18 protein-coding genes are annotated in these 18,232 nt (G+C 47.0%); 8 read left to right on the top strand and 10 right to left on the bottom strand.

Annotated elements, in window-relative coordinates:
- Window positions 1–92: 92 nt before the first annotated feature.
- The 6 genes from ACIGBN_RS12910 to ACIGBN_RS12885 form a co-directional block, all read right to left on the bottom strand.
- On the bottom strand, window positions 93–1,820 hold the full coding sequence (locus tag ACIGBN_RS12910; protein ID WP_396665887.1) for an ABC transporter substrate-binding protein: 1,728 nt from the start codon (window positions 1,818–1,820) through the stop codon (window positions 93–95).
- 68 nt (window positions 1,821–1,888) lie between these two features.
- Window positions 1,889–2,161, bottom strand: a complete 273-nt coding sequence (locus ACIGBN_RS12905) for a DUF2160 domain-containing protein (protein WP_133002423.1) — start codon at window positions 2,159–2,161, stop codon at window positions 1,889–1,891.
- An 11-nt stretch (window positions 2,162–2,172) separates the two neighbouring features.
- Window positions 2,173–2,949, bottom strand: coding sequence for a carbohydrate ABC transporter permease (locus ACIGBN_RS12900; protein WP_133002763.1), 777 nt, complete (start codon window positions 2,947–2,949; stop codon window positions 2,173–2,175).
- 147 nt (window positions 2,950–3,096) lie between these two features.
- Window positions 3,097–3,966 (bottom strand): carbohydrate ABC transporter permease, encoded by an 870-nt coding sequence (locus ACIGBN_RS12895; protein WP_133002424.1) that lies wholly within the window; start codon window positions 3,964–3,966, stop codon window positions 3,097–3,099.
- The gene (locus ACIGBN_RS12890; protein WP_133002425.1) at window positions 3,956–5,110 is read right to left on the bottom strand and encodes an ABC transporter ATP-binding protein; all 1,155 of its coding nucleotides are present in this window, start codon (window positions 5,108–5,110) and stop codon (window positions 3,956–3,958) included. Before ACIGBN_RS12890 ends, ACIGBN_RS12895 begins: the two co-directional genes overlap by 11 nt.
- A 4-nt stretch (window positions 5,111–5,114) precedes the next feature.
- A complete protein-coding gene (locus ACIGBN_RS12885; RefSeq protein ID WP_133002426.1) occupies window positions 5,115–6,200 on the bottom strand; it encodes an ABC transporter ATP-binding protein in 1,086 nt (361 codons plus the stop codon).
- Between the two features lie 435 nt (window positions 6,201–6,635).
- Between ACIGBN_RS12885 and ACIGBN_RS12880 the strand changes: the two genes are divergently transcribed.
- From ACIGBN_RS12880 to ACIGBN_RS12865, 4 genes are read left to right on the top strand one after another with little or no spacing between them, the layout of a single operon-like run.
- Entirely contained in the window at window positions 6,636–8,597 is a 1,962-nt protein-coding gene (locus ACIGBN_RS12880; protein ID WP_396665883.1) for a sigma-54-dependent Fis family transcriptional regulator, read from the top strand.
- 42 nt (window positions 8,598–8,639) lie between these two features.
- On the top strand, window positions 8,640–9,146 hold the full coding sequence (locus tag ACIGBN_RS12875) for a hypothetical protein (RefSeq protein WP_396665881.1): 507 nt from the start codon (window positions 8,640–8,642) through the stop codon (window positions 9,144–9,146).
- 49 nt (window positions 9,147–9,195) lie between these two features.
- Window positions 9,196–9,447 carry a hypothetical protein gene (locus ACIGBN_RS12870; RefSeq protein WP_396665879.1) on the top strand — a complete coding sequence of 84 codons (252 nt, stop codon included), beginning with the start codon at window positions 9,196–9,198 and terminating at the stop codon, window positions 9,445–9,447.
- A gap of 53 nt (window positions 9,448–9,500) precedes the next feature.
- Window positions 9,501–9,803 (top strand): 4a-hydroxytetrahydrobiopterin dehydratase, encoded by a 303-nt coding sequence (locus tag ACIGBN_RS12865; protein WP_133002436.1) that lies wholly within the window; start codon window positions 9,501–9,503, stop codon window positions 9,801–9,803.
- Window positions 9,804–9,881: 78 nt separating this feature from the next.
- On the opposite strand, the gene ACIGBN_RS12860 is transcribed toward ACIGBN_RS12865, so the two are convergent.
- From ACIGBN_RS12860 to ACIGBN_RS12845, 4 genes are all read right to left on the bottom strand, one after another.
- Window positions 9,882–10,343, bottom strand: a complete 462-nt coding sequence (locus ACIGBN_RS12860) for a helix-turn-helix transcriptional regulator (protein ID WP_396665877.1) — start codon at window positions 10,341–10,343, stop codon at window positions 9,882–9,884.
- Window positions 10,344–10,576: 233 nt separating this feature from the next.
- Window positions 10,577–11,980, bottom strand: a complete 1,404-nt coding sequence (eat, locus tag ACIGBN_RS12855; RefSeq protein ID WP_133002437.1) for an ethanolamine permease — start codon at window positions 11,978–11,980, stop codon at window positions 10,577–10,579.
- Between the two features lie 110 nt (window positions 11,981–12,090).
- Window positions 12,091–13,011, bottom strand: a complete 921-nt coding sequence (eutC, locus tag ACIGBN_RS12850; RefSeq protein WP_396665875.1) for an ethanolamine ammonia-lyase subunit EutC — start codon at window positions 13,009–13,011, stop codon at window positions 12,091–12,093.
- Window positions 13,011–14,429, bottom strand: a complete 1,419-nt coding sequence (locus tag ACIGBN_RS12845) for an ethanolamine ammonia-lyase subunit EutB (RefSeq protein WP_396665873.1) — start codon at window positions 14,427–14,429, stop codon at window positions 13,011–13,013. The genes eutC and ACIGBN_RS12845 overlap by 1 nt, the downstream gene beginning before the upstream one ends.
- Window positions 14,430–14,647: 218 nt before the next feature.
- Here ACIGBN_RS12845 and ACIGBN_RS12840 point away from each other — a divergent pair, with 218 nt between their 5' ends.
- The 4 genes from ACIGBN_RS12840 to ACIGBN_RS12825 all read left to right on the top strand — a co-directional run bounded on the left by ACIGBN_RS12840 (window position 14,648) and on the right by ACIGBN_RS12825 (window position 18,230).
- Window positions 14,648–15,607, top strand: coding sequence for a helix-turn-helix domain-containing protein (locus ACIGBN_RS12840; protein WP_341566521.1), 960 nt, complete (start codon window positions 14,648–14,650; stop codon window positions 15,605–15,607).
- A 256-nt stretch (window positions 15,608–15,863) separates the two neighbouring features.
- Window positions 15,864–16,718: an arylamine N-acetyltransferase gene (locus tag ACIGBN_RS12835; protein WP_396665871.1), complete on the top strand. Its 855-nt coding sequence runs from the start codon at window positions 15,864–15,866 to the stop codon at window positions 16,716–16,718.
- Window positions 16,715–17,659, top strand: coding sequence for a DMT family transporter (locus tag ACIGBN_RS12830; protein WP_396665869.1), 945 nt, complete (start codon window positions 16,715–16,717; stop codon window positions 17,657–17,659). Before ACIGBN_RS12835 ends, ACIGBN_RS12830 begins: the two co-directional genes overlap by 4 nt.
- Window positions 17,634–18,230 carry a Crp/Fnr family transcriptional regulator gene (locus ACIGBN_RS12825; protein WP_396665867.1) on the top strand — a complete coding sequence of 199 codons (597 nt, stop codon included), beginning with the start codon at window positions 17,634–17,636 and terminating at the stop codon, window positions 18,228–18,230. Before ACIGBN_RS12830 ends, ACIGBN_RS12825 begins: the two co-directional genes overlap by 26 nt.
- Window positions 18,231–18,232: the final 2 nt, after the last annotated feature.

The following is an 18,232-nucleotide window of genomic DNA, read 5'->3' as shown; positions in this document are numbered from 1 at the left end:
AAAGGCGTGATTCTTGGTTTAAGAATCACGCCTTTTTTGATGCCAAAACAATGCTAAACAGCAGAGAAAGTTACTCTCTTAGAAGAGTAAACTTATTTTTTCTGCCACGATTTAAGCAACTCGTCATAAGCCACGGTCACCCCTTGAGGTTTCTCGTTAGCCAATTTGGCTTTGGGTGCGCCAGGTTGCGCTAACCAGTAAGCTTCATCACGTGGTTCGTTGAGCTTAGGACCACAGTTAGGCTGTACTTTAGCGCGTTCTAAACGTCCCATTACCTTATCTTGAGCCGCCGCAAGGCCGTTCAACGCTTCTTGAGGTGTTGCTTCACCGCTGGCCGCTTGTGAAACGTATTGCCACCAAAGCTGAGCCAGTTTTGGGTAATCTGGTACGTTAGTACCGGTAGGGCTCCACTCGGTACGTGCTGGGCTACGATAGAACTCAACCAAACCACCTAGGTTTGGCGCTGCGTCCGTCATCGCTTGAGAGTTGATGTCGGATTCACGAATCGGCGTTAAGCCGACCAAGGTTTTTTTCAAAGACACCGTTTTAGACGTGGTGAACTGAGCATACAACCAAGCCGCTAGACGACGTTTTTCAGGCGTAGATTTCATAAAGGTCCAAGAGCCAACGTCTTGATAACCTTTTTTCATGCCTTGCTCCCAGTATGGCCCAACAGGAGACGGTGCCATGCGCCATTTTGGCGTGCCGTCTTCATTCACCACAGGTAGGCCTTTTTTGGTCATGTCTGCGGTAAAGGCGGTGTACCAGAAAATTTGCTGAGCAACGTTACCTTGAGCCGGTACCGGACCAGATTCAGAGAAGGTCATACCTTGTGCTTCTGGTGGCGCGTAGCTACTCAACCAATCAACGTATTTCTGAGTGGCATAAACGGCCGCTGGACCATTTGTTGCTCCACCACGAGACACACTCGAACCGACCGGATGACAATTTTCGACACGGATACCCCATTCGTCTACCGGTAAGCCATTTGGCAAGCCTTTGTCGCCGGCACCGGCCATAGAGAACCAAGCATCAGTGAAACGCCAGCCAAGTGAAGGGTCTTTTTTACCGTAATCCATGTGGCCGTATACGCGTTTGCCATCCAGGTTTTTCACTTTATCGGTGAAGAACTCAGCGATGTCTTGATAAGCAGACCAGTTTACTGGCACGCCTAGGTCGTAGCCGTAAATGGATTTAAATTTTGCTTTTAGATCTGGGCGCGCAAACCAATCGGCGCGGAACCAATAAAGGTTGGCGAATTGTTGGTCAGGAAGTTGATACAATTTACCGTCTGGTCCAGTGGTAAAGGACAGGCCGATAAAGTCATCTAGATCCAAGGTTGGCGAGGTATAATCTTTGCCATCGCCCGCCATCATGTCGGAAATTGGCACCACTTTACCATAGCGGAAGTGGGTACCGATCAGATCGGAGTCATTGATGTAGGCGTCATAAATATTACGGCCTGACTGCATTTGAGTTTGCAGTTTTTCAATCACATCCCCTTCTTGAATCAAGTCATGGTGCAGATTAATACCAGTGATTTCAGTAAAGGCTTTGGCCAATACTTGGGACTCGTATTTGTGCGTGGTGAGTGTTTCTGACGCAACGTTTATGTCCATGCCTCGGAAGCTTTTTGCGGCTTCAGTAAACCAGTGCATTTCCTCAAGCTGTTGCTGTTTGCTTAGCGTCGAGACAGTAAACTCGTTGTCTACCCATTTTTCTGCGGCATCTGAGTATTGATCAGCCCACAGTGAAGCAGAATGAAGCATCACCGCGATGGGTAAGGCTGCCAGTGCAATTTTTTTCTTATTGTAGTGCATGATGTACCTCAACATAGTTTAATTTTCTGGTGGCGTCCGTGCCGAATAGTCCTGGTCGTACTGGTGGTTTAGCCCCAACGCATTAGGATGATCATCCAAATAGCGCAAAGGACGGTTGCCACCGCAAGGTTTGCATCCGTTAACGCAACGAACACGAGATGAATAAAGGCGCTGCTCAGCAGGCCAATAAACAAACGATCGCCTCGTGTGGTGTCGAGCGGTAAAAAGCCTCGACGCTCCACACAAGGGGAAGCGATTTGCCACGCGGTCATCCCCACTAGGATGACCCCAATGCCAATAAAAAAGAGCGCGGTTGGTAGTGTCCAAGACATCCAAGCCATAATAATTCTCCTTACACTCGACCAAGGGCAAAGCCCTTCGCCACATGGTTACGAACAAAGTAAATGACCAACATGCCAGGAATAATAGTGAGCACACCGGCGGCGGCGAGCAGCCCCCAGTCCATCCCCGAGGCGGAGACTGTTCGGGTCATGATGGCAGCGATCGGTTTGGCCTCGACCGAGGTTAAGGTGCGCGCCAATAGCAATTCGACCCAAGAAAACATAAAACAGAAAAACGCAGTAACCCCTATGCCTGAACGTATTAAAGGAATAAAAATACGCACAAAGAACTTCGGAAAGGTGTAGCCATCAATATAGGCGGTTTCGTCTATTTCGCGAGGAACGCCACTCATAAAGCCTTCTAAAATCCAGACCGCCAATGGCACGTTAAACAAACAGTGAGCCAAGGCCACCGCAATGTGAGTATCAAATAACCCCACAGAGGAATAGAGCTGGAAGAAAGGCAATAAGAACACCGCAGGTGGCGCCATACGGTTCGACAATAACCAGAAGAACATGTGCTTATCACCAACAAAGCGGTAACGACTGAAGGCGTAAGCGGCTGGTAAGGCGACCAACAAGCTGATGACCATGTTCATCACTACGTACAAAGTGGAGTTGATGTACCCCATGTACCAAGTGGGATCACCAAAGATCTTCGCGTAGTTATCCAAGGTGAAATGCTCAGGGAAGAAAGACAAGCCACTGAGGATCTCGGTATTGGTTTTAAAGGACATGTTGATCAGCCAATAAATAGGCAATAACAACAGGACTAAATAAATCACCATGCCTAGGCGGCTACGGCGCGTCGCATTGCGGGCTTTACGCTCCGCACGACTGTAAACCGGCGCTTGAACCGTCTCGGCGGTGCCGTACGTTTTTGCCGCGGACGATTTGTTGGTGTGTGTCGTAGATGATTGCGTCATGATCCGCTCCTACTTGTCTTTTTGCATGTTCATGATGGTGGTGTAGAACACCCAACACACCAACAAGATGATAAGGAAATACACCAAAGAGAACGCCGCCGCAGGACCTAGGTCAAATTGGCCGATGGCTTGCTGTACTAAGGCTTGGCTTAAGAAGGTCGTCGAGCTACCTGGGCCGCCACCAGTGAGTACAAACGGTTCGGTGTAGATCATAAAAGAGTCCATAAAGCGCAATAACACACCAATAATCAGTACGTTGGTGAGCTTCGGCAGTTGGATATAACGGAACACTGCCCAGCGTGACGCTTGATCGATGCGCGCCGCTTGATAATAGACTTCAGGGATCGCCCGTAAACCGGAATAGCACAACAAGGCGACCAGTGGTGTCCAATGCCAAACGTCCATTAAAACCACGGTAGACCAGGCATCAACTGGGTCTGATGCGTAGTTATAGTCGACGCCGATAGCGCCCATGAAAGCACCGAACAAACCTATGTCTTCGCGTCCAAAAATTTGCCAAATAGTACCGACCACGTTCCAAGGAATCAGCAGAGGGATCGCCACTAAGATTAAGCACAAAGAGGCGCTTTTTCCTTTGGTTGGCATCATCAATGCGACACCGATTCCGAGTGGAATTTCGATCAGCAAAATAGTGAAAGAGAACAAGAACTGGCGGATCAAGGCATCGTGCAGACGACTGTCTAGCATCACTTGCTTGAACCATTCTGCGCCCACAAAATAGCTGGTGTTTTGGTCAAAAATATCTTGTACCGAATAATTCACCACCGTCATCAAAGGGATGATGGCGGAAAAGGCCACAATGATAAAAACCGGTAAAACAAGGAACCACGCCTTGTTGTTTTCGACTTTAGTTTGCATCTTCTACCTCCTGGGTTGCCGAGGTAGCCATAGGCGTACTGGCTTCCACCAAATACTCATTCACATACACCTTGGTCCACTGTTCTGGGAAACTCACAAAGATCTGCCCAGACGGCACTTTTTGGTCTTCACTCAGACGAGCTTTCATCATCTGACCGTTAAACAGGAATGAGAGGATCTTGTAGGTGCCTAGATCTTCTACATAATCGACCTCTACCTGATAGGCGTCGTCGTTTTTGCCATCCCAAACGTGAACAAACTCCGGACGGATGCCCAGTCGTAGTTTGGTCGCCGCCATGTTTTTTAAGGTTGTTAGTACGTCACTTCGAATCGCTATTTCATGTTCGCCAAACATCACCCGTGTGTGGCCTTGGTGGTCAGTTTGCAGTTCGGCGTCAAAAAAGTTCATGCCTGGGCTGCCAATGAAATACCCAACAAAGGTATGCGCTGGGTTTTCAAACAGCTCTCGTGGGGTGCCAAATTGGACGATTTGCCCGTTGTACATCACCGCAATTTTATCGGCGAAAGTGGAAGCTTCTAATTGGTCATGGGTGACATACACCATGGTGATATTGAATTGCTCATGGATTTGCTTGAGCTTGCGGCGCAATTTCCATTTTAATTGTGGGTCGATCACGGTTAATGGTTCGTCGAATAAAATCGCCGATACGTCATCGCGAACCAAGCCACGTCCCATGGAGACTTTTTGTTTTTGGTCTGCTGACAGCCCTTTCGCTTTGCGTTTGAGTTGATCAGACAGTTCTAAAATCTCAGCGACCTCATGAACTTTCGAGGTGACCTTATGGGCTGGCACGCCAATATTGCGCAATGGAAACGCCAGATTGTCGAACACCGTCATGGTGTCGTACACCACAGGGAATTGGAAAACCTGAGCAATGTTGCGCTCTTCAGGTTTCAGCTCATTGACGCGTTTTCCATCGAATAAGACTTCGCCATCAGACGGTTCCAGCAAGCCGGAAATAATATTGAGCAGGGTGGACTTACCACAACCAGAAGGGCCGAGCAGGGCAAACGCGCCGCCTTGCTCCCAGACGTGAGACATCTCGCGGATGGCATAGTCTTCGGCTTTACTTGGGTTCTCACTGTAGCTGTGAGCGAGTGCATTGAGTGTGATTTCAGCCATGATCTTAATCCCTCATTCGCGCTGGTGAATGCACCATCTTGCCTTGGCTATCGAAGGCATAGAGTTTGTGCGTGGGGAAGTACACCTTGATGTCTTGATCGACTTGATACTCATGTACGCCAGACAAATGGAGCACTAGATCAAAGTGTGGGTTGTGGACGTGTAAGAAGGTTTCGGAGCCACTGATCTCGGCGAGGTCTACTTTGACGGGCAGTTCTAAATCATCATCAGAGTGTGGGACCAAGCCAATGTGTGAGGCGCGCACACCAAATTGATATTGTCCGGGTGTCAGTTGGCGCAAATCACTGTTGAGTTGGAAATGAACCGTTTCATCAAAGGTGACTTCGTTTTCACTGACACGCCCAGGGACGACATTGATCGGTGGTTCGGAGAACATCTCAGCGGTGATAATGTCTTTTGGCTGATGGTAAACCTCGGCGGTTGGCCCCATTTGGAGCAACTTGCCTTCGTGCATGACCGCGGTGTTACCGCCAAGGGCTAAGGCTTCATTCGGTTCGGTGGTGGCGTAGACAGCAATGCAATTACGCGCTTTAAACAGCGCTCTGAGTTCTTGGCGCAACTCTTCGCGTAATTTGTAATCAAGGTTAACAAGGGGTTCATCAAATAAAATGATTTGTGAGTCTTTGACCAGTGCGCGCGCCATGGCAGTACGTTGTTGTTGACCACCGGAAAGTTGCAGAGGCAAGCGATCTAAGAATTCGTCAATGCGCAGCATTTCTGCGGTTTCTCGAACCCGTTTGTCGATTTCAGCCTTGTCTATTTTGGCGAGTCGTAGTGGTGACGCTATGTTTTCGTAGACAGAGAGGTTTGGGTAATTGATGAATTGCTGATAGACCATGGAGATATTGCGTTCGCGCACCGCCATACCGGTCACGTCGACGCCATTCATCAGAATTTTTCCTGTGCTGGGTCTATCCAGACCCGCCATCAATCGCATCAGCGTAGTCTTACCTGACAGTGTTCGGCCAAGCAGAACGTTGAAGGAGCCTGGCTCAAGCGTCAAGTCGACGTTCTCGATCCAAGTTTCACCGTCAACAACGCGAGACACATTTTGCAGCGTCAAAGACATTGTGTGTACCCTTTTTTGTTATTGTTGTTTGTTGTGCTTTTTTGGTTATTGCTTGTGATGCCACCATTTTGGCGGTGTTGAAAAGACACCGAGTTCAACCTGTTCATGATGGAGAGACTGAACAGGTGCAAAATCGAACATCACATTGTCTATATACGCTTACAAATCCCATGCCATGATTTTTTATAGGTCTTGTTAAATTCCTATCTTATTGAAATTACTGTTCTTTTTATAATATGTTCGGAAAAGATCAAGGTGTTCTGTTGCGAAAAAGAGCTGTTCACAGGTGTTCAAAGTGTTTACAGTAGGTAAAAATAATGAACACTTAATGCACATTGTCGTTATCTTAAAACGCTCATTTTGTACTAGAAAAAGTGTCAATATCGACAATCAAGTAAGGCGTCAGCGCCTTGCTCGAATGCTTTGGAGCCAGAAATGGACAACAAGGAACAACAAGAAAAGCAGCCAGATAGTGTCTTGGATGACACGGCTTTAAATCAGATTGCTGGCCAAAAACAAGACCATAAAGAGCGGATACAGGACTCTTGGTATCGTTGTGAGCAATTCGGTTTGGATCACAGCAGTCGGCCTGATTTTGCGACCCTGCCAAAGGGGACGTTGAACGACCTGATGGATCAGCATCGTAGCTTGTTGGAAACCACAGAAAATGAAGTATTGCCTTATTACGAGAATATTTTAAGTAATTCGGCTTGTATGATTGTGCTCGCAGATCGCCAAGGTCATGTGCTTAATACATGGGGGCAGCCACGTTTTGGTCGGGCTTCGGCGCATGGCTTAATCGGTGGAAATCAATGGACCGAAATGCGAGTAGGCACCAATGCGATAGGCACAGCACTGATTACCGGTGAAGCCATTCAGGTCGGACGAGATGAGCATTTTCTTCGTGCTAACCGATTTATGGTGGGGTCTGCTTCGCCGATTTATAACACCAAAAACGATCTAGTGGGCGTGCTGGATATTTCTTCAGACGCGTACCTTCCTCAAGATCATACCTTTGGCATGGTCAAACTCATGTCTCTTAGTGTGGAAAATAGACTGATATTTTCTGCGTTTCAGCAAGACCATTTTATTTTGACCTTTAACACCAATGTGGTCAGTTTAGACAGTCATTGGTCTGGTATTTTGGTATTGGATGAAAGCGGTACCGTGGTATCGGCGAACCGTCGAGCTGAAGTGGTATTGGCAAGAGATTTGGCGCTGTTAAATATCAATCAGATATTTGACATAGAGATGCGCGAGGTTCGACATCATCCCCCCAGTATGCCGATTAAATTGCGTTCATTAGGGCGTTATCAGTTTTATGTCAAAGTGATTCCTCCTGTGCAACAGGTTATGAGAGTTCCGGACTTTCGACAACGTGCGGACTATGTATCACCGTCTAACTCATTGAAAGAAAAGCCTCAGGAACCCGTCATGGCAAAGCAATCGATTCCTGATAATGTGATTCCCTTAGACGAATTGCAGCATGGTGATGAGCATGTTGAACGCTTGGTTCGACAAGCGCATAAGATCATGGAAAAAGACATTCCCATTTTGATTCATGGGGAAACCGGCGCTGGAAAAGAAATTTTTGTACGCAGTTTGCATTATCACAGTTCTCGAGCGAGTAGCATGCTGGTGGCCGTAAATTGTGCTGCTATTCCTTCAGAATTGGTTGAGTCTGAACTATTTGGTTATGAAAAAGGCGCCTTTACAGGAGCACAGAATAAAGGTTCTATCGGGCTTATTCGACGGGCCCATGGTGGCACTTTATTCTTGGATGAAATTGGTGAAATGCCAATGCCTGTTCAATCCAGATTGTTGCGTGTGCTACAAGAGCGAGTGGTTACGCCACTGGGTTCTACAGAAACCTATCCGGTGGACATTAAGCTTATTTCAGCGACCAACCGAGCCTTAAAAAAAGAAGTCGACGAAGGGCGCTTTCGACAGGATTTGTATTATCGGATTTCGGGGTTAAACATCGAATTACCGCCTTTGCGTCAGCGTCAAGACAAGGCTCAGCTGATCCAATATTTGCATAATCGTTTGCGGCAAGAGGAGCCAGGTCCTGAGTTGCCGGCTGAGATGTTGGCGTTATTAGTGCAACATCCTTGGCCTGGCAATATGCGTCAACTCGTCCATGTACTGAAAGTCGGCATGGCGATGGCCGACGAAGACGTGCTGGAAGAGTGGCATTTGCCGGATGATTTTTTTGAGGATTTAAACGAAGGCAATCTAGACTCAAGCAAATCACACGATGCGCCAGATGATAGGCATGAGCCATTAGAAATCTTGATCCCTCGATTGTTAAACGAATATAAAGGGAATGTGTCTCAAACCGCAAAAGTCGCAGGCGTTAGCCGCAATACCGTGTATAAATACGGTAAACTAAGGTAATGTCGTTCGCTTTGTATCATCTGGTTAGGAGTAGGTTTTATTATGAAATATAAACTGTTGATGGGGATTGTGTTGACGATCTTTTTGTCAGCTTGTAGTCACCAAACAGTACGTACTGATCAGGTGAGTTTGCCTTTATTAAAAGGTTGGCACGATGGTGAAACCGTCTTTTATATTACGACAGACGTGTCTGATCGTGCGATTGCAAAAGCCAAGAACGCGAACTATGCGCCGAGATTAGAAGATGCGGTGCCTCAGTATCCAAAACCACCACGAGTCAAAACCGCCCTAGAACGAGTTTATGCTTTTCCAAATGGGGAGCAAGGTCGTAGTGTGTTTGCCTCAGTGCCCGCGCCGTTAGGCTACCAAAGTAATGACTCGCATTATTCACCATTGTGGTTAATGTATATGGTCACGTGGAAAACACCCTCTCTGGCCCATGAATTAACCTCGGAAGAAGCCATTTTCGATGCAGAAGATCGAGGCTTGGTGACCATTACTCGAACCAATGTGGTACTCAATTGTCCTGTGGTTGCCGCGCCAAAATAAGTGAAAATACGCGGCATTAATCAAAACTGGCGTGGTGTATGGTTTTTCATTGCGCCTAGTTCGTTTGCCATTTAGTCCAGGCTATGCCTCCTTTACGTTTCCTTTGGCCATCGGGGCAACGGCGTTGTTTAAAGTCCAAGAGCAATGTATTGCATGGCAAAGTAGCGAGCTTTTGATCGCTTTATTAGGGGCGCTGGGCATGCTTGAACTCTTGATCGCAAGCTTAGTCATTGTCTATGTGAGCTGCCGTTATCTGCATTATTATCTCTTTGCTTTACAGCGTGAATTGACCTTTGCCTGATATAGTTCGTTGGGCTACTCTTTAGTTATCAGTAGGATAAATAGGAGGATGTTATGACCGCACACAAGTTAAGTGAACTTGGTGTTTCAAATGCACTTAAGTCGTTAAACAGCGAAACAGTTTCTCCTTGGGTTATCGAAGACGGCAAACTAACAAAACTCTTTCAATTCAAAGACTTCCAGCACGCTTTTGGTTTTATGACGATGAGTGCTTTATATGTCGAAAAGAAGAACCATCACCCAGAATGGTCTAATACCTACAATAAGGTCAAAGTGCAATTGATCACTCATGACGTGGGTGGGGTGTCTGAAAAAGACTTTGATTTAGCGAAGCGAATGGACCGCTTTGCAGGGTAAAGGCATAGGGCACAGAGAATACCATGAAGCGGCGAAGGTGTGCCTTTGCCGCCGCTGTTTATAGTAACGGGTTTTCTATTAGGATATTGCAACTAACCCAACTTTCAGGCCAAAAGGCTGAAAGACCTTATTCACCACATCCGCGCTGTAGTTGCCCTTATTATTCTCATTTTCTGACAAGGTTTTTCGCGACACGCCAACAAGCTGTGCGTAGTCCTCTTGTTTTAGCCCAAGCACTCGAATGCGCAGCATTTTTAGCGCCTCTCCTTGAGATAAGTCGCCGTCCATCATGCGGTTGATGATGTCTTTCATGACTTGTCGCTTCTCTTGGTTATCAAGAGGTTGAGAATTCTTCGATGCTCGATTTTGCATAGCGTCATCTTGCTTGGCCGTCTTAGCATTTTCCTGTTGCTCGGCATCGGCTATTTTTAGCGCTAACTTTTGTTCTGCTTTTTTGGCTTTCTTCTGAGCCTTTTTTGCGGATTTACGTTTTATCTTATGTTCTTTAATAGGATAAATGCTTTCGATTTGACCTTTCATCTTCATTTCCATGATATTGGTCTCCACCTTTTGCTATTTTCAATACGAATCAATACGAGATAAATGTAATAATAGATCATTACTGTTTCATATTTGTGTCAATAAATAAAATTTACTGTGTCTTAAATGTAACGCAGAAGAAAGGTGAGAGACATGAATAAAAAGCAGGAACAAAAAAAGCCTATTGAAAATGAATCAATAGGCTTTTGTTTAGGAGGGGGAAAGTAAACAGATTATGACGCGCTGAGATCCGCTTCAGCAGCAGCGAGCATGGTGAATTCTTCCTCAGGCGTTTTCGCAACCAAATGTTTTTTGCTATATAAGAAGTAGTAAGCGGCGCCAATGACGAACAATACGAGGGTATAGTTAAAGGCTCTAGGATCGTAAGCGTACACACCAGAAAGCGCGAGTAAAGACAGAATAAAAGCAATGGATGAGGTGAAGATACCACCAGGGGTTTTATACGGTCGAGGCATATTTGGTTGTTTGATTCTCAACAAAATATGGCTTAGTGCCATTAAGGCATAAGAGACGGTTGCACCGACAACCGCCATGGCGAGCATCAAGTCACCTTCACCTGTCAACGAGGCCAGAAAACCCAAAATGCCAGGTACGATCAAAGCTCGTGCAGGCACTTTACGTTTATTCGTCACAGACAAACTTTGCGGAATATAGCCAGCACGGGATAAGGCAAACACCAAACGGCTGTAACCATAGATGATGGAGAAGAAAGAGGCGATCAAACCGGCAAGGCCAAGTACGTTTACGACGGTTCCTAATGTTTCATGGCCTGCGAAATTTAGCGCATCAACCAAGGGTACGGCACTTTTTCCCATGGCATCTGCCCCCGCGGCACCGGCGAGTAAGAAGACAACCAATAAGGCCGTGAACAATAAGAAAATCATTGCACCAATAATGCCTTTAGGTACGTCTTTAGCTGGGTCTTTAGCTTCTTCCGCCGCTAATGGAACACCTTCTACCGCTAAGAACAACCACATACCAAATGGCAGCGCAGCCCAAACACCGTACCAACCCATTGGTAAAAATTCTGTTGCGCCAGCGGCGTCACTAACCGCCACATCAAATAAACGGCTGGTATCAAAGTCGCCTATTAATGCGACCGCTGTCGCGAGAATCGCAATGACAGCCAAACCACTGATAACCATCATGACTTTTAACGCTTCACCCGCGCCAGCTAAATGGATACCGATAAAAACAAGATAAAATGCGGCGTAGACCCAAGGGCCGTTAAACCCAAGTAACGCTTCTACCGCAGAGCCAATAAAAATCACAATGGCCGCAGGCGCCAGAGCATACTCAATAAGCACTGCTAAGCCAGTTAAGAAGCCACCGGTGGGCCCCATCGCTTGACGCGCAAAACTATAACCGCCACCAGCGGCTGGTATGGCCGCAGACATTTCTGCTAGGGATAAAACCAAGGTGAAATACATGACGGCCATGAGTAAGGCTGCAATAGCAAAACCACCCCATCCGGCTTCAGCAATCCCAAAGTTCCAACCCGCAAAATCGCCGGAAATAACGTATGAGACGCCTAAGCCCGCGAGCAAAATCCAGCCTGCTGAGCCTCGTTTTAGCTGGCGTTTTGCCAAGTACTCTTTATCTAGTTGTTCAGACATAAGTGTTCCTTTATTTCAGAATGTTAAAAGTCATTTGTGATTTTCTAACGCTGTACGCGTTTATTTTTTTAGGTATTTTTGAGCATGTAGAACGCTGGGTTAGCGGCGTTCTATTTGGACACGAGAAAGTTGGTTGTTTCTTTGTTGTCTAGTACGAGTTCATCATCGGAGCGGTCTTTTAATTTCACCCCTGATAGCTGCAGTTTTCTGGCTTCTGTCAGTAGGTAGTAGGCCTTTCTGGCCGCTTCTTGGTATTTCAAACCGGCAGGGCGAACATTAGAAATACAGTTACGATACGCGTCTGTATGGCCTACTTTCCCTTCCCAAGTTAGGTAGAGTCCCAAGCTGTCTGGAGAACTTAATCCAGGGCGTTCGCCAACTAAAACCAACACGCATTTGGCGTTTAAACGCTGACAAATATCATCACCGATAGCGACTCGCCCCTGCTCGACTAGGCAAATGGGCGCCAGTGTCCAAGGTTTTTTAGCTTCTGATGGTGTTTCTTCTGCAAGCGCAGCGTCATCGTTATGGCTAAGTGGTAACAGTTCAAACAGTGCGTTTAAAAAAGGCAGAGTATTTTGTTTTACAGCCAGAGCGGATAAGCCATCAACCACGGCAATAGCCAGATCGTAGCCTTGAGGGTTGTCGGCGCTATGAGCATCGAGCTGGTCAGCTGAAGCTGGGTCTAATAGACGTCCGAAATCAGGTCGCTGTAAGTAGCTGGCTCTGTCTGTGGCACGGCTATGCAGTTGCAAGGGCGCGCAACGAGGCGCCCAATCTTGATCGATTAGGTGACGACTCAAATCAGACACATCTAAGGGCGTGTGGACCGCGTCGATTGCTTGTGCATGGGCTAACTGAAAAGCCAGCAGATGCTTGGTCGGCACACTGACCCCTGCGCGACCGAGGCCCACCCTGGCATCGGTAAAAGCGTTAAGCTTACTCCATGCGTTGGTGGTGACCGGCTCCATGGGGTCGTTGTGAGGATGGGTGGGGCTGAGATGAGGTTTATTATGATCTGGCTTGTCCATCAGTGGCCTCCAATCATACGGTTAAGTGATTTATGAAAGGCCGCTGGCAGTTGGTGGTTGAGGGTGAATTGCTCGTTATTTTTGAATATCTCCATTGTGGCTAACCAAGCATCGAATTCTGGCGCTGGTTTTAAACCTAATACTCGACGGGCATAGAGAGCATCGTGAAATGAGGTCGTCTGGTAGTTCAACATGATGTCGTCAGAGCCTGGGATACCCATGATAAAAGTGCAGCCAGCAACGCCGAGCAGTGTGAGCAAGTTGTCCATGTCATTTTGGTCGGCTTCGGCGTGGTTGGTGTAGCAAACGTCACACCCCATAGGTAAGCCAAGCAACTTGCCACAGAAGTGGTCTTCTAAACCGGCGCGGGTGATTTCTTTGCCGTCGTATAAGTATTCAGGACCAATAAAACCAACCACAGTATTGACCAACAGAGGGTTAAATTTGCGGGCCACGGCATAGGCTCGCGCTTCACAAGTTTGTTGGTCTAAACCATGGTGCGCATTGGCAGACAAAGCACTGCCTTGGCCGGTTTCAAAGTACATGACGTTGTTGCCAACGGTGCCACGGTTCAATGACAGCGCTGCATCTTGGGCTTCTGCTAAGGTGTTGAGGTTAAGGCCAAAGCTGTCATTGGTCGCTTGAGTGCCGCCAATGGACTGAAACACCAAGTCCACAGGAGCGCCTTGATCAATGCATTCTATGGTGTTGGTGACATGGGTAAGCACGCAAGACTGCGTTGGAATTTCATAATGTTGAATGACTTCATCCATCATGCGGATTAGGCGCGAGGCTTGTTGGACATTATCTGTCGCAGGGTTAATGCCGATCACGGCGTCGCCATTGGCGTACAACAAGCCATCCAACATACTGGCGGCAATGCCCGTTAAGTCATCGGTAGGGTGATTGGGCTGTAAGCGCGTAGAAAGGTGACCAGGCAAGCCAATGGTGTTTCTAAAGGCGCTTTTTACATGGCATTTCTTGGCGACCAGGATGAGATCTTGGTTGCGCATAATCTTGCTGACAGCGGCCGCCATTTCTGGCGTGACCCCCGCGCGAATGCTTTCTAGGGCCGATGTTGTGGCTAAGTCACTCAGTAACCAATCGCGGAAGCCGCCAACGGTTAAGTGGGCAATGGGCGCAAAAGCCAGCTTGTCGTGATCGTCTATGATTAACCGCGTGACTTCATCTTCTTCATAGGGAATAAGCAGGTGTTCCAGAAACAAGGAAAGCGGCACATCGGCTAAGGTCATTTGCGCAATGGCTCTTTCTTCTGCGTTACGAGCGGCCACACCTGCAAGTCGATCCCCTGAACGAGCAGGGGTGGCTTTTGCCATTAAATCGGCAAGATCGGTAAAACCAAACGTGCGCTCGCCAACCATATGACGAAATTGAAAAGCAGAATTGGGACTTGTCATAAACAAACTCTCGTTGTTATTTTGTTTTGACTCAGTATTAATAGGGTCAAATAAGATGAATCAAAAAAGGTATAAATGTTGCTTATATAGAGCTTAATAAATACCACCATGAGTGGTTATCGAATATTGGCAAAAAGAATAAATCTATATTTATCAATTATTTATGAAATATTTAAATGAAAGTTTTGCGTTATTTCGTTATTCACTAGGAATAAGTTATGTTTGATAAATGCATAAACGCACCAAATGAGAGCGTTGCTATTAATGTCAGCGAAGCTCGGGATGCCGATTTACACGCCAGTAATTTGACCAATTGGCAACAGGAATACGATCAAACGAGTCGTGGTCGTTTTTATGGCAGCATTGTTGAATTACCGTTTGAAGGGTTGCAAGTATTTCGTGAACATACGAATCAGGCGTTGCAACAAAAGTGCGTTGTTTGGCCAAATTCTGTGTGGTTAGGAATTCCCTTGGCGGATCAAGCAGAGGGTCGTATCAATGGGTTGGCCGTTCAACCCAATACTATTATGTGCCGTCCTGGCGACTGTCACTTTGAGTTGACTACGCCGCAAGATTACAACTTATATGGTTTAGTTGTGGACCATCAAGCCTTGATGAAAGTGGCGGCTATCCATGGCGTGAAGTTAAATTGGCAAGAGCTAACAGAGCATGGCCGATTGGGTGTGCCTGATAAAACTTTGGGAGAAGTGCGTTTTTTATTAGCGCGACTTTTATCAAACCAGAACGCAGGGGCCGCGGTTCGATTGCAACATGATATTGTGATGATGGCCTTATTAGAAGTGCTCAAAGTGGAAACGCCGCAGCCCGTGAAAACACAGAGTTATGTGCACCGGAAAAGCGTGGTAGATTGTGCCCGACATTTTTTGGACCATCATTTAGATACGCCGGTAACCGTCACCCAATTATGTGAAATAGCCAACGTTAGTCGTCGTACCTTGCAGTACAGTTTTGAAAGTATTCTGGGCATGAGTCCGATTCAGTATTTGCGCATCAGCCGATTGAATGGGGTTCGCCGAGAGTTAATTAATGCCGATCATACCCAGTCCGTGAGCGACATTGCAGTCCGTTGGGGATTTTGGCACCTGAGCCAGTTTGCCAAAGACTACCGTCAGCTTTTTGATGAGCGTCCATCGGATACTTTGGAGTGGCGTGGATAACAAAGTAAGCCAAATTGGCTTCTTTTTAACAATCCCCTTTCCCCTACCTTAGCCACTATCGTCCCCGTGATAATCCCTGTCGCGCCTAATTATCCTATCTGCGCACTAGAGCGAGATCGAGTGATCATAATAGAGAGAAGCACGAACGGTTCTATCCACCAAGCAATAGTGGTGAGGGAGTTAACCTAGGTTAATTTCATTTGTGTGGTTTTCCTTTAGTCTTTGCCTTAACAAGCTCGCCATAGAGGACGCAGTCATGAAAACACTTTCACCAGAGTTACAGCATTATCTCACCGATTTAGGGTTGGCGGCACCGCATCAGCCTTCCTTAGCCTTTGTCCAGCAGTTACAAGGTCGCCATGTGGCGCGTCATAGCTTTAACAGCTTGTCAGTGGTGCTAGGAGAAGCCTTACCACTCGACCTTGTCTCACTGAGCGATAAGTTTGTGACGAGGGGGTTAGGTGGTTACTGCTTTGAACACAATAAACTCACCTTTGAGCTGCTCGCTGCATTGGGTTATGAGGTTCAGTTGGTGCTCGCAAGGGTGCTGAATAATCGAGACATAAACGCCCCTAGAACCCATAGAGTCACCTTGCTCACGTTGGATGGCAGCCGTTATTTGATCGACACTGGCTTTGGCGCAAATGGGCCAATTTCCCCATTGCTATTAACTTCTGGATTACGACAAATCTCAGGGCTTGATCATTATCAAGTGACGAGCCATGAGACGCGTTTTGGCGTGCGTGAATACGAGTTGCAGATAGAAAAAGATCAGGCGTTTTTTACCCTTTATCGCTTCGATTTAGCCACATACAGCGATGCAGATTGTGAATTAGGCCACTTTTATTCACATAAACATCCCCATGCTGTGTTTGTGAATAACCTTATGGTGAGCGTAAAGGATCAACAAAGAACCGCGTCGTTGCAAAATGAAAACTTCAAAATGGTCACACGAGACGGAACACAAATACAGCAAATTGAATCCGCAGAAGCGCTACAGTCTTTGCTCGCGGATGTGTTCTCGATCGCGCTGGAATTGGTGGTCGCTGAGCACCTATTTGACCGTTTTATCGGAGCTAAATGGATCGCAGAAAAAAGGAGAGAGCAATGAGTTCCCTATTTACTTTGTTGCTCTGGGCTTGGTTGATGGCCTCGTCCTTTGTGGTGTCTGGAAATATGTCCGCGTACGCCAGTCCACTCGCCACTTCTGGTTTTCGCTTTTTATTAGCGCTGGTGGTGATCACAATCGCACTCTTGTTTCGTTGGCATAATGCGAAGCTCAACATGGCTGAGCAGTGTCGGCAGTTGTTTCAGTCTTGGCGACGAGTGTGCCAATATCTTTTGATCAGTGGTGCGCTGGTGGGCTTCTTTGTTGGCTTATTTAGGGCGCTGCAATCCACTACGCCACTGCACACTTCTGTGCTGTATACCTTGATTCCTTTGATGGGAGTGCTGATTGCTAGAGTATGGTTAAAAGAGCGCACTTCAGGCGTGCGAATACTAGGGTTTCTATTGGGAACAATAGGGGCGCTGAGCGTATTATTGGCAACCCAACAGGCGCTTAGCTTCCAGTGGAATTCAGGGGATTCCATTTTCCTAGGAGCGTGTTTTTTATTGGCTTTACATGTGGTGTCGGTGCAAAAATGGGGGCGCTCACTTAACGCCTTGTCAGGCGCCTTTATGATTATGTTGTTTGGCTCAATATGGTTGTTGCCTGTGACATTAATCTGGGGAGACCTTGCGGGTGTGAAATGGTCGCACAGTGGTTTTTGGGTGAATGTTTTGTACCTTACTTTCTTCACCACACTGCTGACCTTTATCCTACAACAACGCTTAGTGGTGCAGGTGGGGGCGAGCCGATTACTGGCGATCTCTTATACCATTCCTGTCTGGGTTGCTTGTTATACGGCGTTGTCACAGTCGCATTTAGGGTCCCTATTGGATGCTGGCTTTTTGATGGGAGTCTTGCTGTTATTGCTTGCACTGGTGCTTATTGACGAACGAATTAAACAGAGAAGTAGTCTTCATGGACAAGGTACATCTGCAAAATAAAGTGTTCTCTTACTTTAACCGGCTAGGTGACGAAATCGATTGGAAAAGGCTTTCCACGCCGATTGAAGTGCATTTAACAGCGAAATCAGAGTATTTATTTCAGCAAGGAGAGAGCGCCGAGCGCTTGTATTTTTTGCACTCAGGCTTGGTGCGTTATGTCAGTGTGTCTGGTGAGGGAAAAGAGTTTACGCAGACGTTTGCCAAGGGGCCTAGAATCATAGGTTCGACCCGATCCATGGTGACAAGGTCCCCAGTGTTGTTTGGAATCCAAGCACTTGAAGACAGCATTATCACCTCCTATGACTGGGGAGAGTTCTACCAACAGATGCGCCGCGATAACGCATTTTTAGAGTGTTATAGCCATTTCTTGGAAGAGATTTTCATCCTCAAAGAGGAGCGAGAGAACACCTTTGTTAAGGACTCAGCTGAGCGTCGCTATCTGGATTTTTGTGTGGCCTTTCCAGATTTGAAAGAGCGAATCCCTCAGCAGTACATTGCCTCTTATATTGGTATTACGCCGGTGGCATTAAGTCGTATTCGTCAGAAATTAAAGCTAAAAAACCGCCTTTAGCG

Source organism: Marinomonas sp. NPDC078689 (genome assembly GCF_044542435.1).
Classification (GTDB): domain Bacteria; phylum Pseudomonadota; class Gammaproteobacteria; order Pseudomonadales; family Marinomonadaceae; genus Marinomonas; species Marinomonas arenicola.
Note: the sequence above shows the minus strand (reverse complement) of the source record. Positions and strands in the feature narration are given on the sequence as shown.

What these genes read in the sequence shown, in the direction of transcription:
- ACIGBN_RS12910 (WP_396665887.1), bottom strand. Translation starts at nt 1,820, where the DNA reads ATGCACTACAATAAGAAAAAAATTGCACTGGCAGCCTTACCCATCGCG.
- ACIGBN_RS12905 (WP_133002423.1), bottom strand. Translation starts at nt 2,161, where the DNA reads ATGGCTTGGATGTCTTGGACACTACCAACCGCGCTCTTTTTTATTGGC.
- ACIGBN_RS12900 (WP_133002763.1), bottom strand. Translation starts at nt 2,949, where the DNA reads ATGGTGATTTATTTAGTCCTGTTGTTATTGCCTATTTATTGGCTGATC.
- ACIGBN_RS12895 (WP_133002424.1), bottom strand. Translation starts at nt 3,966, where the DNA reads ATGCAAACTAAAGTCGAAAACAACAAGGCGTGGTTCCTTGTTTTACCG.
- ACIGBN_RS12890 (WP_133002425.1), bottom strand. Translation starts at nt 5,110, where the DNA reads ATGGCTGAAATCACACTCAATGCACTCGCTCACAGCTACAGTGAGAAC.
- ACIGBN_RS12885 (WP_133002426.1), bottom strand. Translation starts at nt 6,200, where the DNA reads ATGTCTTTGACGCTGCAAAATGTGTCTCGCGTTGTTGACGGTGAAACT.
- ACIGBN_RS12880 (WP_396665883.1), top strand. Translation starts at nt 6,636, where the DNA reads ATGGACAACAAGGAACAACAAGAAAAGCAGCCAGATAGTGTCTTGGAT.
- ACIGBN_RS12875 (WP_396665881.1), top strand. Translation starts at nt 8,640, where the DNA reads ATGAAATATAAACTGTTGATGGGGATTGTGTTGACGATCTTTTTGTCA.
- ACIGBN_RS12865 (WP_133002436.1), top strand. Translation starts at nt 9,501, where the DNA reads ATGACCGCACACAAGTTAAGTGAACTTGGTGTTTCAAATGCACTTAAG.
- ACIGBN_RS12860 (WP_396665877.1), bottom strand. Translation starts at nt 10,343, where the DNA reads ATGAAAGGTCAAATCGAAAGCATTTATCCTATTAAAGAACATAAGATA.
- eat (WP_133002437.1), bottom strand. Translation starts at nt 11,980, where the DNA reads ATGTCTGAACAACTAGATAAAGAGTACTTGGCAAAACGCCAGCTAAAA.
- eutC (WP_396665875.1), bottom strand. Translation starts at nt 13,011, where the DNA reads ATGGACAAGCCAGATCATAATAAACCTCATCTCAGCCCCACCCATCCT.
- ACIGBN_RS12845 (WP_396665873.1), bottom strand. Translation starts at nt 14,429, where the DNA reads ATGACAAGTCCCAATTCTGCTTTTCAATTTCGTCATATGGTTGGCGAG.
- ACIGBN_RS12840 (WP_341566521.1), top strand. Translation starts at nt 14,648, where the DNA reads ATGTTTGATAAATGCATAAACGCACCAAATGAGAGCGTTGCTATTAAT.
- ACIGBN_RS12835 (WP_396665871.1), top strand. Translation starts at nt 15,864, where the DNA reads ATGAAAACACTTTCACCAGAGTTACAGCATTATCTCACCGATTTAGGG.
- ACIGBN_RS12830 (WP_396665869.1), top strand. Translation starts at nt 16,715, where the DNA reads ATGAGTTCCCTATTTACTTTGTTGCTCTGGGCTTGGTTGATGGCCTCG.
- ACIGBN_RS12825 (WP_396665867.1), top strand. Translation starts at nt 17,634, where the DNA reads ATGGACAAGGTACATCTGCAAAATAAAGTGTTCTCTTACTTTAACCGG.